Annotated in this window: 12 protein-coding genes and 1 pseudogene; 5 read left to right on the top strand and 8 right to left on the bottom strand. The window is 68.5% G+C overall.

Features of this window, described 5'->3' with window-relative positions; translation table 11 throughout:
• Nucleotides 1–226: 226 nt before the first annotated feature.
• Together TFC3_RS05905 and TFC3_RS05900 are read right to left on the bottom strand one after the other, a co-directional pair.
• Nucleotides 227–1,450: a glycosyltransferase gene (locus TFC3_RS05905; RefSeq protein ID WP_067496655.1), complete on the bottom strand. Its 1,224-nt coding sequence runs from the start codon at nucleotides 1,448–1,450 to the stop codon at nucleotides 227–229.
• A gap of 90 nt (nucleotides 1,451–1,540) precedes the next feature.
• Entirely contained in the window at nucleotides 1,541–2,287 is a 747-nt protein-coding gene (locus TFC3_RS05900; RefSeq protein WP_067496652.1) for an MBL fold metallo-hydrolase, read from the bottom strand.
• A 320-nt stretch (nucleotides 2,288–2,607) separates the two neighbouring features.
• On the opposite strand from TFC3_RS05900, the gene TFC3_RS05895 reads away from it, so the two are divergent.
• Entirely contained in the window at nucleotides 2,608–2,988 is a 381-nt protein-coding gene (locus TFC3_RS05895) for a hypothetical protein (protein ID WP_067496649.1), read from the top strand.
• A 259-nt stretch (nucleotides 2,989–3,247) separates the two neighbouring features.
• Here the strand turns inward: TFC3_RS05895 and TFC3_RS05890 are convergent, their stop codons facing one another.
• The 3 genes and pseudogenes from TFC3_RS05890 to TFC3_RS05880 all read right to left on the bottom strand — a co-directional run bounded on the left by TFC3_RS05890 (nucleotide 3,248) and on the right by TFC3_RS05880 (nucleotide 5,105).
• Entirely contained in the window at nucleotides 3,248–4,213 is a 966-nt protein-coding gene (locus TFC3_RS05890; RefSeq protein ID WP_067496646.1) for a PLP-dependent cysteine synthase family protein, read from the bottom strand.
• 5 nt (nucleotides 4,214–4,218) lie between these two features.
• On the bottom strand, nucleotides 4,219–4,533 hold the full coding sequence (locus tag TFC3_RS05885; RefSeq protein WP_067496644.1) for a MoaD/ThiS family protein: 315 nt from the start codon (nucleotides 4,531–4,533) through the stop codon (nucleotides 4,219–4,221).
• A gap of 69 nt (nucleotides 4,534–4,602) precedes the next feature.
• Nucleotides 4,603–5,105: pseudogene (locus TFC3_RS05880) on the bottom strand (Mov34/MPN/PAD-1 family protein).
• 103 nt (nucleotides 5,106–5,208) lie between these two features.
• On the opposite strand from TFC3_RS05880, the gene TFC3_RS05875 reads away from it, so the two are divergent.
• Nucleotides 5,209–6,060 carry an aldo/keto reductase gene (locus TFC3_RS05875; protein WP_067496640.1) on the top strand — a complete coding sequence of 284 codons (852 nt, stop codon included), beginning with the start codon at nucleotides 5,209–5,211 and terminating at the stop codon, nucleotides 6,058–6,060.
• On the opposite strand, the gene TFC3_RS05870 is transcribed toward TFC3_RS05875, so the two are convergent.
• A complete protein-coding gene (locus tag TFC3_RS05870) occupies nucleotides 6,040–6,543 on the bottom strand; it encodes a DUF2017 family protein (RefSeq protein ID WP_067496638.1) in 504 nt (167 codons plus the stop codon). The genes TFC3_RS05875 and TFC3_RS05870 overlap by 21 nt on opposite strands.
• 55 nt (nucleotides 6,544–6,598) lie before the next feature.
• Nucleotides 6,599–6,889 carry an ATP-dependent Clp protease adapter ClpS gene (clpS, locus tag TFC3_RS05865; protein ID WP_067496635.1) on the bottom strand — a complete coding sequence of 97 codons (291 nt, stop codon included), beginning with the start codon at nucleotides 6,887–6,889 and terminating at the stop codon, nucleotides 6,599–6,601.
• 272 nt (nucleotides 6,890–7,161) lie between these two features.
• Between clpS and TFC3_RS05860 the strand changes: the two genes are divergently transcribed.
• The 3 genes from TFC3_RS05860 to TFC3_RS05850 all read left to right on the top strand — a co-directional run bounded on the left by TFC3_RS05860 (nucleotide 7,162) and on the right by TFC3_RS05850 (nucleotide 11,716).
• Entirely contained in the window at nucleotides 7,162–9,747 is a 2,586-nt protein-coding gene (locus TFC3_RS05860; protein ID WP_082771870.1) for a LuxR C-terminal-related transcriptional regulator, read from the top strand.
• Nucleotides 9,748–9,845: 98 nt separating this feature from the next.
• On the top strand, nucleotides 9,846–11,129 hold the full coding sequence (locus TFC3_RS05855; protein WP_067506043.1) for a nicotinate phosphoribosyltransferase: 1,284 nt from the start codon (nucleotides 9,846–9,848) through the stop codon (nucleotides 11,127–11,129).
• 11 nt (nucleotides 11,130–11,140) lie between these two features.
• On the top strand, nucleotides 11,141–11,716 hold the full coding sequence (locus TFC3_RS05850; RefSeq protein ID WP_067496632.1) for an isochorismatase family protein: 576 nt from the start codon (nucleotides 11,141–11,143) through the stop codon (nucleotides 11,714–11,716).
• A gap of 108 nt (nucleotides 11,717–11,824) precedes the next feature.
• On the opposite strand, the gene TFC3_RS05845 is transcribed toward TFC3_RS05850, so the two are convergent.
• Nucleotides 11,825–13,123, bottom strand: a complete 1,299-nt coding sequence (locus TFC3_RS05845; protein ID WP_067496629.1) for an MFS transporter — start codon at nucleotides 13,121–13,123, stop codon at nucleotides 11,825–11,827.
• Nucleotides 13,124–13,235: the final 112 nt, after the last annotated feature.

Raw genomic sequence — 13,235 nt, 5'->3', positions numbered from 1 at the left:
GGTCAGAAGGGTGTTGATGTCTGTCGTCACAAACGGATCATCGACACCCTTCGTCATGCCCACGACTCAGGGGTAGTTAGGACTTACTCGTCTAGGCGGATCCGGAGCGGTTCGCGCCGGGGGGTGTCAACCCTGTGGATAACTTGCCCCGACCGGACGACCCACCTGTGAACAACCTTCAAGGCTCGGTGTGGATCGTTGGTAGACCCGGGTCCTGAGCAGCGGATCAAGCACCTTCGGCCGAGGCGGTCGCCCAGACATCGGTGGCGGCGGCCACGACGGCAGGCACGGCAGGACGCAGCTTACGGGCCGTCTGGCGAGTCAGTTTCGCAGCCGCCTGCAGCGACGCCGTCCGCGCGCCGTGGGCATGCAAGAAGCCCTCGACAGCCTTGGGCCAGCCAAAGAGTTCGGCCCGGGCCCGTGCCGCCGCGCGACGCTGCCGTTCCGGACGCTCCATAATTTTCTGTACGCCCTCAGCAAACGCGTCCGGGGTGCCCCGGACTGCCAGGCCGGCCGGGCCGACAACCTCGGGCAACGCGCTCGCGTCATTGACAACAACCGGAGTGCCGCAGGCAAGGGCTTCGAGCGCGGCCAGTCCGAACGTCTCCACCGGCCCCGGCGCGACGACGACGTCCGCGCTGGCCAGCAGGGCTGCCACGGCGTCGCGGTCGGAGATGTGGCCGGCGAAGCGCACCGGCAGGCGCGCCGAGCGATAGGCCAGTGCGGTGCGGCGGGCACCGTCACCGGCGATGACCAGCACGGCGGGAGCCTTGCCGGCCCGCAGCGCGGCGAGAGTGTCGACGGCGAGTTCCGGCCGCTTGTCCGCGGAGAGCCGGCTGCAAAAGACGATGAGCAACTCGCCGGGGCGGGCATAGCGCTCGCGGACGGTGGTGTCGCGGCGGCTGGGGTGGAACTGGCGCAGGTTCACGCCGAGCGGGATCTCGACCAGGTTGGGCACGCCCAACCGGCGGAATTCCGCGGCGGCGAAGGCGGTGGTGCACACGATCTGGTCGAATGTCTCCGCGGTACGCCGGTTGAGCCGGTCGGCGAGGGCTTCGCGGTGCGGCATGCCCCACACGCCCAGCAGCCCGGCCAGACTTTCGTGGGAGACCATCATCGAACCCACACCGCGCTCGCGAGCCCAACGGCCGGTCCAGCGCAGCGTCGAGCGGTCCGAGACCTCGAGGCGGTCGGGCTCCAGCTCATCCAGCAGGCGGGTCAGCTCACGGCGTCCGGCCATGACGCGATACCCGCCGGTACGAGGAAGGTGGTGCCCCGGCAGCGTGATGACCCGGCCCTGCTCGGTCATCTCGTCGGAGCGCTCGCGGCCCGGAACGATGAGGATCGGCTCGTGACCGGCTTGCCGATAGCCCTCGCCGAGGTGGCGAAGGGCGGTTCGCAGGCCGCCGGGCCGGGGTGAGACGAAGTTCGCCAGTCGGACGATGCGCAAGCTGCGCCCGCCTCCTGATGGACCGGTCATGCAGGGCACTCCAAGGTCACGATCGATTCGATGGTGCGCTCGTGCCGTCCCCTCGGCAGCTCACAAATCGTAGCTGGCGCCCGGACGGACCACCTCCACCGGACCCGCGTACGCCGCGCATGCGGCCTCCACAGTAGATGCCTCCGACGCCCAGGCGGGTACCAAATGGGTCAAGAGAAGGCGGCCCACATCGGCCTTGGTGGCGGCTTGGCCCGCTTCGCCGCCGGTCAGGTGCAGGTCGGGCGGGTTGGGCCGGCCGTCGAGGTAACTCGCCTCACACAGGAACACGTCCGCGCCCTGGGCCAGCCGGATCAGGGGTTCGCAGGGTGCAGTGTCCGAGGAGTACGCGAGGACCCGTCCGTCGTGCTCTATTCGTACGCCATAGGTCTCGATCGGATGGTTGACCCGATCGGCGGTGATTATGAAAGGACCGATGGGGAATGTGCCCGGTTGCAGGCCGTAGAACGTGTAGACGTCGTCGACCGGCTCGGCTTCGGAGCTGTAGGCCGCCGAGATGCGCTCGGCCGCACCCATCGGGGCATAGACCGGCAGCGGCGGCAGAGGACCGCCGGGTGAGTAACGACGGACCACCACATAGGTACACGCGTCGAGCATGTGGTCGCAGTGCAGATGGGTGATCAAGATGGCATCGACCGCGTCGATTCCCGCATAGCGTTGCAGCGCCGACAGCGAGCCCGAACCGAAGTCGATCAAGAGACGAAAACCCTCGGCCTCGACGAGATAGGCGGAACAGGCCGACTCGGGGCCGGGAAAACTGCCGGCGCAGCCGAGAACGGTCAGTCGCATGCGGATCCCTCTGGTTCACGCTCGGTTGTCCACGCGCCCGCCAACCGGCCCCCGGTCAGGCACGCGGACCAGTCCATCACGCTGCGCAGCCTACGCCCGGACCAGCGCGTCACGTAAACGCCTGATCGATTTGTCGCTAAATCGACAACCTAGGTCCCGCCCTCTGTCGCACGCGCCTTTGTCGATGGCGTTACGCCTTGTGAGTCGCATCCGTTGCACACGGTGAGGGACATCGCCGGGACAAAACGGAGGGTCGAATCGTGACGACAACGGACGCGGACGAAAAGACACGCATCCGCCAACGCTCATCACCACAAGAAGTGAGCGCTCCGGAGGTGGTCCCGTTCGGCTGGGAACCAACCCGCCCGCTGACCCAGGAGGTCGGAGACGAGGACGTACGCTTCCGCTTCCCAGCCGCCGACGACCCCGCCCCCGGCGCCCGCCGCCTCCTGACAATGTCGATCTACGCATCCCTACTCGGCCTCGGCGGCGTAGGTGTAGGGGTCCGCGGCCTGCTCTCCCAGATCAGCGGCGGCGTACCCGGTTGGTACACGTGGGTGCTGGCCTTCTTCGGAATGGTCAGCGTGGCGCTGGCGGTCGGAGCGTTCTTGTCGATCCATCGGCGCGTGCTGCCGTGGGTGCTCCTGCTGGGCGCTGCCGTTCCGCTGGCTGTGGATGTCTTGCTGGCGGTCGCCTACTGAGACACGCGACCCCATCGCGGCCGAACCTACGCCCCAAAGCTCAACGAATCGGCGTCTCAAGGGGCGAAACAAACCGATCCATCCTTCCGCCCAGCGCGAGAAAAGCCGCAATCAAGGCCATATGAACTGGCCCTCGGAGGGTGGTGCAAGAACCCGAAGCAGCCCCATCAAAGAACGACCAGAAACAGAGAGGCGGGACGGCCCTCAACGGAACCGCCCCGCCCATCAAGCCGCAAACACTATCAAGCCACGAACAAAATCACGCCCAGAGCTGCCCCTCAAGCGCATCCTCGGCATCGGAAAGCGTGCCGCCATACGCCCCAGTGGACAAGTATTTCCAGCCGCCGTCGCAGATCACGAAGGCCACGTCGGCGCGTTTTCCGGCCTTGACCGCCTCGTGGGCCACCGCCAGAGCCGCGTGCAGGATGGCGCCGCTGGAGAAGCCGGCGAAGATGCCTTCGACCTCTACCAGTTGGCGGGTTCGCAGGACGGCGTCGCGGGTGCCTACTGAGAAGCGGCGGGTCAGGACTGTGGCGTCGTAAAGTTCGGGGACGTATCCCTCGTCGATGTTGCGCAGGCCGTAGACAAGTTCGCCATAGCGGGGTTCGGCGGCGATGATCTGGATGCCGTCAATCTTTTCTCTGAGGTAACGGCCGGTGCCCATGAGGGTGCCGGTCGTACCCAGGCCGGCCACGAAGTGGGTGATCGTGGGCAGGTCCTGCACGAGCTCGGGGCCAGTTGTTTCGTAGTGGGCACGGGCATTCGCCGCGTTCCCGTACTGGAACAGCATGACCCAGTCGGGGTGTTCGGCGGCGATCTGCTTGGCCACCGCTACCGCTTGGTTCGAGCCGCCCGCAGCCGGGGAGAAGATGATTTCCGCCCCGTACATGCGCAGGAGTTGGACGCGCTCGCTGGACACGTTTTCCGGCATGACGCAGACCAGGCGGTAGCCGCGCAGCTTGGCCACCATGGCCAGGGAGATGCCCGTGTTGCCGCTGGTCGGCTCGAGGATGGTGTCGCCGGGGCGCAGCTTTCCGGATTCCTCGGCCTCGCGCACCATGTGCAAAGCCGGGCGATCCTTGATGCTGCCGGTCGGGTTGCGGTCCTCCAGCTTGGCCCAGAGCCGCACCGGCGGTGCCCCCTCGGGCACCGTCGGCGAGAGCCGGGGCAGGCCGACCAGCGGCGTGCCCCCGCAGGCGTCAAGGAGGCTCTCGTAGCGAGCCATGACGACTACCTGCCCAGGAACGCAGCCGCCGCGGCGAAGCCGAGCGCGCCGCCGGCCACGGCCGGGAGGATCGTCACCGAGTCGCCGTCGCTGACCTTGGCGTCGAGCGCGCCCAGGAAGCGTACGTCCTCGTCGTTGACGTAGATGTTCACGAAACGGTGCAGCCCACCCTCGGGGGTGATCAGCCGCCCCTTGAGCCCGTTGTGCTTGGCGTCCAGGTCGTCGATCAGACCGGACAGGGTGTCACCGGAGCCCTCGACGACCTTCGCGCCGCCGGTGTAGCTGCGCAGGATGGTCGGAACGCGAACTTCGATAGCCATGATGGTGATGCTCCTCGGATGCGAAAGAGTGAGTCGAAACGTCGGGATGGGCCGGTCGGGACGAGGCGCTCAGCGACACTCGTAGTAGACCGACGCGGGACTCTGCCCGAACATGTACGACTGGACGGCGTACCCGTCCGCACTCCTGCTCACGCGTCCACCGTCGCATCCACGATGTTGACCTCTTCTTCGGTCACCACACCGTCCACGATACGGAACGAGCGGATCTCCTCGGAATCGGGCTCACGGGTGGAAACGAGCACGTAGTGCGCGTTTGGCTCGCCGGCGAACGAGATGTCCGTGCGCGACGGGTAGGCCTCGGTGGCGGTGTGCGAGTGGTAGATGACGATCGGCTCTTCGTCGTTGTCATCCATCTCGCGCCAGACACGCAGGTGCTCCATCGAGTCGAACTCGTAGAACGTCATCGACCGCGCCGCGTTGTCCATGGCGATGTGCCGCGTCGGCAGGTCGCTGCCGAGGGGCCCGGCGACAACGCCGCAGGCCTCGTCGGGGTGGTCCCGGCGGGCGTGGGCGACGATCGCGTCAACGATCGCACTGTCGATGGTGAGCACATCGTTCACATTACCGTGACGATCCCGGGCACCGGGCGTGGCAGTGCTCACGCCCGGGAGCGGCACCGGCCTATCCGGAGCATCCGCGGGTACGACAACGGCTATGAAGCAGCGAAGCATCGCAGAGAAGTCAGTCAGTGCGATCGGCCTCGGCGGCATGCCGATGTCCATCGAGGGGCGCCCCGGCACCGCGCGATCCGTGCGCACCATCCACGCCGCTCTGGACGCCGGCATCACCCTGATCGACACCGCCGACGCCTACCACCAGCATGCCGACGAGGTGGGCCACAACGAGTCGCTCATCGCTCAGGCGCTGGCCAGCTATGGCGGGGACACCTCGAATGTGCTCGTCGCCACCAAGGGTGGCCACCTGCGCCCGGGTGACGGGTCGTGGACCCTGGACGGCTCACCCGCTCACCTGCGCGAGGCGGTCGAGGGCTCGCTCAAGCGTCTCGGTGTCGAGGCGATCGGGCTCTACCAGTTCCACCGGCCCGACCCGGAGACCCCGTACGAGGAGTCTGTCGGCGCGCTGCGTGACCTGCTCGACGAGGGCAAGATTCAGCTCGCCGGCATCTCCAACGCCACTGTCGATCAGATCCGGCAGGCCCGCGAGATCCTCGGTGGCCGGCTGGCGTCGGTGCAGAACCAGTTCTCCCCCGCGTTCCGCTCTTCCGAGGCCGAGCTGCGGCTCTGCGACGAACTCGGCATCGCATTCCTGCCCTGGTCACCGCTCGGCGGCATCGGCAAGGCGGGCAAACTCGGCGAGAGCGCGTTCGGCCGGGTGGCCGAGCAGCATGGGGTCAGCCCGCAGCAGGTGACCCTGGCGTGGATGCTGGCGAAGAGCCCGGTGGTGATCCCGATCCCCGGCGCCAGCCGCCCGGAGTCGATCACTGACTCGGCGCAGGCGGCCGAGCTGGAACTCTCGGGCGAAGAGCTAGCCGTGCTCGACGACTAAGGCGTTGAGCAGGGACTCCTGCAGGTAACCCAGGTAGGCGTACACCGAGAGCTGGAAGACGCGGCCCGAGGCGGGGTCCTCGACGACCGCCTTGTCCAGCTCCGCGCCCAGGTCGGTGTCCGCCTGGATGTCGAGCCGGGTGCCCATGGCCAGCCGGGCGTCGTTGATCGCCCGCAGCCAGGCCTCCGCCTCCTCGCCGTCCAGGCGGACCTCGCCGGGGCCGTCGTCCGGCAGCGCCGCAAGGATCGCGCCGGCCTGGTCGATCTTGCCCGTCTTGAGGTCGCCCTCGGTGTAGAGGCGGAACTCGGCGGAGTCGTCGGGGTCGTCCGGGTAGATGTCGGGAAACAGCCGGTCGACCACCGGGTCGGTGTGGTCGAAGCCGTCCATCAGCAGGCCGACGACCTCACCCGCCACCTTGCGCAACACCCGCACCTCGTCCACGGCGAACGCGGCCACACACTGGTTGCCATAGCGCCGGAACATCAGTCGATCACCCGCCCAGTTTTGATCTGCAGAGCTTTGATCCGGTACCGAAGAGTCACGAACGGTCTACCGTTGCCCACAGACCGTAGCCGTGGAGCTGGGACGCGTCCATCTCCATCCGTTCGCGGGCGCCGGTGGAGACCACGGCCTTGCCCTTGTTGTGCACGTCCAGCATGAGTTCCTCGGCCTTCTCGCGGCTGTAGCCGAAGAGCTTCTGGAACACCCACGTCACGTAGGACATGAGGTTGACCGGATCGTCCCAGACGATGGTCACCCAAGGCCGGTCATCAGCCGGCACCTCCTCGATCTGTGGCGTCTCGACGGGAGCAACCTGAGGCAACGCCATGCCCCCATCGTGCCACGCCGTCGCGCAAGAGAAACCGGCCGCCGAGCGATGACACCGCCCCCATCGGGGTGTATGGACCTTTCGCGGGCGCCCGGGCCCCACCCCGCCAGGAGGGGCCCGGACATGTTGCGCGCCGGCTCCGTGGAACCGTTATGGCACGTCAAGAGCCTTATACAGGGGTGGCGCTACTTACCGCGATCAACTTCGCTACTCAAACTGAGACGGGTAACCGACAGGAGCGGGACCGTGACATATCTCGATATGATGACCGCGTGGAGCACTGGGGCTTCGTCGGTCGTGCCGACGAGTTGTCCCGCCTGCGCATGGTGGCGGTCAGTTCCGCCGAGCGCGGCCTGATTCTCAGTGGCGCGGCTGGCATCGGCAAGAGCCGCCTGCTGCATGAGGCGGTCGCCAACCTGCCGGCGGGACGGTGGGCGGTTTACCGTGCCTCCGCGACCATCGCCACCTCCGGTCTGCCGTTCGGCGGGCTGGTGCAGATCCTGCCCGGGGACCCGCCGATCGGGCTGTCTCCGGCCGGGCTCATGCGCTGGGCGGTCGACGGGCTGATCCACGACGCGGCCGGTCGCCCGATCGTGCTCGCCGTTGACGACGCCCATCTGCTGGATCCGCCGTCCGCTGCGCTGGTGCACCTGCTGGTCCGCGAGGGCGCCACCCTGCTGGGCACGCTGCACACCGCCGAACCGGTGCCCGCCGCGATCAGCGCGCTGTGGGCCGAGGGGCTGGTCGCGCACGCCGAGCTGACGCCGCTGAGCGTGGAGGATTCGCGGGCATTGCTGACCGCGTTGGTGGGCGGGCCGGTGGAGGCGGGGTCGGCGCAGCGGATGGGGCGGCTGGGCGGCGGCAATCCGCTGCTGCTGCGCGAGCTGGTGATGGCCGCGATCGGCGGTGGTGAGCTGGAGCAGGCGTACGGATTCTGGCGCTGGACCGGCCGCCTGGCCCTGGCCCCGAGCCTGGCCGAGCTGGTGGATGCGCGGATCGGACGGCTGACTCCGGGCGTACGGGATGTGCTTGAGCTGGTGGCTTTTGGTGAGCCTATGGGGTTGTCGCTGTTGCTGCGCGGGGCCGATCAGGCGGACGTGGAGGCCGCTGAGGACCGGGGGCTGATCCGCGTCATCGAGCACGACCGCCGCCATGACGTGCGCCTGGCCCATCCGCTCTACGGCGAGGTCGTGCGGCGCACCTGCCCGGTCACGCGCGCTCGCCGGTTGCAGGCGACATTGGCCGGCCTGATCGAGACCTCGGGCTCGCGGCGCCGTAACGACCTCCTGCGGGTCGCGGTCCTGAGGTTGCATTCCGGTACGGCTCAAAACGGCGCCATGCTGCTCGACGCCGCAGCTCAAGCGTTCGCCGGTTTCGACATCGACCTCGCCCGCCGGCTGGGCGCGGCGGCGCATGACGCAGGAGCGGGCTATCCGGCCGCCGAGCTGCTCTCGACCGCCCTGCTGTTCGCCGACGAACCCGAACGCGCGCTGGCCGTGCTGGATGAAACCCCCGACGACACTCCCCGCCGGCTCACCGCCCGGGTGGCCGTCGAGTTCTTCGGGCTCGGGCGCCCGGAGGCGGTGAACGCGCTGGCCGAGGTCAGGACCGCCGACCCGGGCGACGCAGCGCGCGTACATGCGTTCGAGGCTTTCCTGAGGCTTTTGCTTGACGAGGTGGGGCGGGCGCGCGAGCTGGCCGCTGCTGTCCTGGCCGAACCAGCCGCGAGCGTGCCCTCCCATGCGTTGGCGCGCTGCGTGCTGGCGTTTCTCAGTGCGGCCGGGGGCGATCCGGCCCATGCGCAGGAGTTGCTCGATCAGGTCCTGGCCGTGGCGGCCGAGTGGCGCCGCGACACCCCCTCGGTGCAATATGCGTTGCAGATGGCCCAGGGCATGCTGGTCAGTGTCACGCTCGACCTGCCGGCGATCGACCGGATCCTGACCGCCGAGTTCGCCGGGCTCGTGCAGGCAGGCGGCTTCGGTCTGGGCTCCGGCTGGGTGGCGTTGCTGCAGGCCCAGGCGGCGTGGTTGCGCGGCCGCACGGACCAAGCGTTGCGTGCGGTGGAACAGGCCTGCGCCGCGCTCGCGCCGAGCCATGTCTACGACGGCAGCGCCCACTATGCGCGGGCCATCATCGCTGCCTCGCGCGGAGATGTCGCGCTCGCCACGGCCTCGCTGCAGCTCGCCGATGAGGCCGCGAATGGCGTCTTCTCGGTTTACTACCCCTGGCGGGAGCAGGCCCGGGCGTGGGCGTACGCCTGTGCGGGAGACATTTCCACAGCGGTACGAGTACAGCTCGCGTCAGCGTCGCGTTCCCGGTCCGGCGGTTTCCACGGTCACGAGTTGCTCGCCCTGTACGACGTGGTCCGGCTCGGCTGCCCGGACCTGGTCGCCGGGCGCATGAGCGAACTCGGGGGCAAGGTCGGCGGCCGGTTGTCGGCACTGTTCGTCCGCCACGCGCGTGCCGGCGTGGACGGCGAGGCGCATCTCACGCTGGCGCGGGAGTTCGCCGGGGTGGGCTGTCTCGTTTTCGCCGCCGAAACGGCAGCAACCGCGGTGCGCCTGTTCCGAGCCGCGCGCGACACCCGTGCCCTGGCGGCGAGTACCCTGCTGGCGGACGTGCTGGGCCGCTGCGACACGGTTCGCACGCCGGCTCTGGTGGCCGTCCAGCCTGCTTTGACCGTACGGGAAAGACAGGTTGCTGAACTTGCTGCCGGTGGCGTGCGCAGCCGGGAGATCGCGGATCAGCTGTTCCTGTCGCCACGGACCGTGGAGAACCACCTACAGCGCGTGTACACGAAGCTGGGTGTCAACGGCCGGAATGAACTCACGCCAGCGCTGAAGCTGTTGCCGCAATAGGGTATTGGTGGCGCGATCGACAGCACCGAACCGCGCCACCCGGACCCAACGACGGCCGTGAGGGTGAGGGCCGGGAGAGCTCGCCTAAGGAGATGCCGTTGAACGACTTCGCGCCTGCCATGCTGACCGACCAGTACGAGCTGACCATGGTCAGCGCAGCCCTGCGGGACGGCACCGCCGAACGACCAAGCGTCTTCGAGGTGTTCGCCCGCCGGTTGCCGACCGGGCGGCGCTACGGGGTGGCCGCTGGCCAGGGCCGGCTGATCGAGATGATCCGCGACTTCCGCTTCCGCGACGAGGATGTGGCGTTCGTGCGTGCGGCCGGCATCGTCGATGAGACCACCGCCACCTGGTTGAGCAACTACACATTCCGAGGCGACATCGACGGGTACGCCGAGGGCGAGCTGTTCTTCCCCGGCTCACCGATCCTCACGGTCTCGGGCGGCTTCGCCGAGTGCGTCGTGCTGGAAACCCTGATCCTGTCGGTGCTCAACCACGACAGCGCCATCGCGTCGGCGGCCGCCCGCATGGTCACGGCGGCCCGGGGGCGTCCGATCATCGAGATGGGCTCCCGCCGTACCCATGAAGAAGCGGCTGTTGCTGCAGCCAGAGCGGCCTATCTCGCGGGTTTCTCCTCCACCTCCAATCTCGCCGCGGGCGGCCGGTACGGCATCCCGACCACCGGCACGTCCGCGCACGCCTTCACGCTGCTGCACGACGACGAGACGGCGGCCTTCACCTCGCAAGTGGCGGCGCTGGGCAAGAACACCACGCTGCTGGTGGACACCTACGACATCGCCCAGGGCATCCGCAACGCCATCGCGGTAGCCGGCCCCGACCTGCGCGCGGTCCGCATCGACTCGGGCGACCTTTCCGTGCTGGCCCAGCACTCCCGCGAGCTGCTCGATTCGCTCGGCGCCACCGAGACCAAAATCGTGGTGTCCGGCGACATGGACGAATACGCGATCTCGTCGCTGGCCGCCGAACCGGTCGACATGTACGGCGCGGGCACGGCAGTGGTCACCGGCTCGGGCGCACCCACCGCAGGCCTGGTCTACAAGCTGGTCGAGGTGGAAGGCCGCCCGGTGGTGAAAAGGTCGGAGAACAAGGCCACGGTGGGCGGGCGCAAGACCGCGATCAGGCGCCACAAGCCCACGGGTACGGCCACGGAAGAAATAATTGTCTCCCAGGGCGTACCCGATCACCAGGCCAACGACCGGCTCCTGCAGCGCTCGTTCATCGCTGCCGGGGAGATCGCCGAGCCCCCTGCCCTGGCCGAGTCGCGCGAACACCTGCGCCAATGCCTGATCTCCATCCCGTGGGAGGGCCTCAAGCTCTCGGCCGGCGATCCGGCCATTCCCGTCACCGTGATCCCCGCCTGAAAGGCAGCTTGATGACCAGCGCTCTGATCATCGTTGACGTCCAGAACGACTTCTGCGAGGGCGGCTCCCTGGCCGTGGCCGGTGGGGCGGGCGTCGCCGCGGCAATCTCGGCCGCGCTGACCACCTCGTCGTGGGACCACGTGGTGGCGACCAAGGACTATCACGTCGACCCGGGTGCCCACTTCAGCACGCACCCCGACTTCGTCGACTCGTGGCCGGCGCACTGCGTGGTGGGCACGACTGGCTCGCAGTTCCACCCGGCACTGGCCACGGACCGCATCGAGGCGGTGTTCCACAAGGGCGAGCACGCGGCGGCGTACTCGGGCTTCGAAGGCCACACCGATACGGGCAAAGGTCTCGCGGCGTGGTTGCAGGCCCGGGGTGTGACGACGGTGGACGTGGTGGGGATCGCTACTGACCATTGCGTACGGGCTACGGCGCTGGACGCCAAGGCTGCCGGCTTTGACACGAAGGTGCTGCTCGGAATGACTGCCGGGGTTGCGCCGGCTACGACGACGGCTGCGCTGGAGCAGTTCGAGGCGGCCAAAGTTGAGGTTGAGGGTGAGCCTGTGGTCGCCGGCGGTTGAGGGTATCCGTGGCTTCAGCCGGTCGGCAGTTCCCCGCCTTTGTCCTGGCTGCCTTCTCTCCTCGTCGGCTTTGTTCCGGCCTTCGTCCCCGGCTACCTTCCGGCTATTTCAGCGAGGTGGCCGGGTGGCGTCCGCGTGCGGGAAGTCGGCGATCGGGCCGGCGGCGCCTTCCTGCCCGGCGGCCTCGGCCCCGCTCGTTCTCTGCTCTTCATGGCCGGCGCTGTTTCCGGCTGCTTCCTGCTTGCGGCGGCGTAGCTCGATCGGCAGGACCACGATCGCCACGAGCAGCCCGATGCCACCGACCGTCACAAACCCCCACGCCGGCGACAACATGTCCATCACCGCGCCGGCCGCCGGTGCGCCCAACGCCACACCCACTGTCAGCGACGAGTTGTGCCAGCCCATCGCCTCACCCCGGGCCGCCGCCGGAGTCAGCCGGCTGACCGCATCGGCCGTAGCCGTGATCGTTGGTGCGCACAGGGCTCCCGCGGGCAGCAGCAGCGCTCCGAGCAGCCACCAGTAGTTGCCGGCGAGCCCCACCGGAATGGTGAGCAGAGCCATCGGCGCGAGCAGGAGCAGCGGGGGCAGACCGCGACGGACCATTCCGTACGCGAAGCCGCCCAGCAGTGAATAGACCGCCCAGAGCGCCAGGACCGCGCCGGTCCACCGCACCTCGCCCGACTCTTGCAGCACCGCAACCACGGCCACGTCCGTGCCGCTCAGCACCAGGGTGGCCGCGCTGCTGATCGCGAGCACGGCAATCAACTCGGGTCGCAGCCAGGAGCGGCGCGACACCCGTTCGCTCGCCGAGATCGGGGCTTCGCCGGGTGCTCGCGTCAGCGGGTTGAGCAGGTACAGGCCGACGCCGGACAGCAGGATGCCGCCGCCGACCGCGAGCATGGCGGTGCGCGGTCCTGCCGTGGTGCATACCAGGACGCCAAGCGCCGGGCCGGTCATGAACGACAGCTCGGTGGTGATCGAATCCAGGGCGAACGCCGGCAACCGATGCGACTCGGGTGCCAGCGCAGCAATGGACTGCCGGGCAACCGCGAACGCCGGCAACGTGAGGAGACCACCGAGCAGAGCCGCCACGAGCAGCGCCCAGTACGGCATGGCCTGCGCAGTGGTCCAGAACAACACCTCGGAAACGGTGGTCAGCACCAGCACCGGCCGCAGCCCCCGCCGATCGGTGATCCGGCCCATCACCGGAGCCCCCAACGACCCGCCGATCGTGAACGCGGCACCGACCAGGCCGGCTGCCCCGTACCCCAGGCTCAGGTCCTGCGTCACGTGCAACGTAAGGGTGACCGTCCCGGCCGTGATCGGCACCCTGGCCAGCGTCGCCACCGCAAGCAACGACCTGATCCCCCGAAGAGCCAACGTCTCCCGGTAAGGCGTCAAGGACATATCCGGTCCTCACCTCCGCCCGTCAGTCTGCCGTGCAGGTCCGACACTTCCGCAGGCGCCCTGGTCGTCGCTTTGATCCACGGGTGGGCGAGGGGTCGGGCGGGTGCGAATG

Origin of the sequence: Actinoplanes sp. TFC3 (assembly GCF_001553785.1) — a bacterium.
GTDB lineage: Bacteria > Actinomycetota > Actinomycetes > Mycobacteriales > Micromonosporaceae > Actinoplanes.
Note: the sequence above shows the minus strand (reverse complement) of the source record. Positions and strands in the feature narration are given on the sequence as shown.

Excerpts from the sequence above, each read along its gene's own strand:
- TFC3_RS05900 (WP_067496652.1), bottom strand. The coding sequence starts at position 2,287 with ATGCGACTGACCGTTCTCGGCTGCGCCGGCAGTTTTCCCGGCCCCGAG.
- TFC3_RS05890 (WP_067496646.1), bottom strand. The coding sequence starts at position 4,213 with ATGGCTCGCTACGAGAGCCTCCTTGACGCCTGCGGGGGCACGCCGCTG.
- TFC3_RS05885 (WP_067496644.1), bottom strand. The coding sequence starts at position 4,533 with ATGGCTATCGAAGTTCGCGTTCCGACCATCCTGCGCAGCTACACCGGC.
- TFC3_RS05875 (WP_067496640.1), top strand. The coding sequence starts at position 5,209 with ATGAAGCAGCGAAGCATCGCAGAGAAGTCAGTCAGTGCGATCGGCCTC.
- TFC3_RS05870 (WP_067496638.1), bottom strand. The coding sequence starts at position 6,543 with ATGTTCCGGCGCTATGGCAACCAGTGTGTGGCCGCGTTCGCCGTGGAC.
- clpS (WP_067496635.1), bottom strand. The coding sequence starts at position 6,889 with ATGGCGTTGCCTCAGGTTGCTCCCGTCGAGACGCCACAGATCGAGGAG.
- TFC3_RS05850 (WP_067496632.1), top strand. The coding sequence starts at position 11,141 with ATGACCAGCGCTCTGATCATCGTTGACGTCCAGAACGACTTCTGCGAG.
- TFC3_RS05845 (WP_067496629.1), bottom strand. The coding sequence starts at position 13,123 with ATGTCCTTGACGCCTTACCGGGAGACGTTGGCTCTTCGGGGGATCAGG.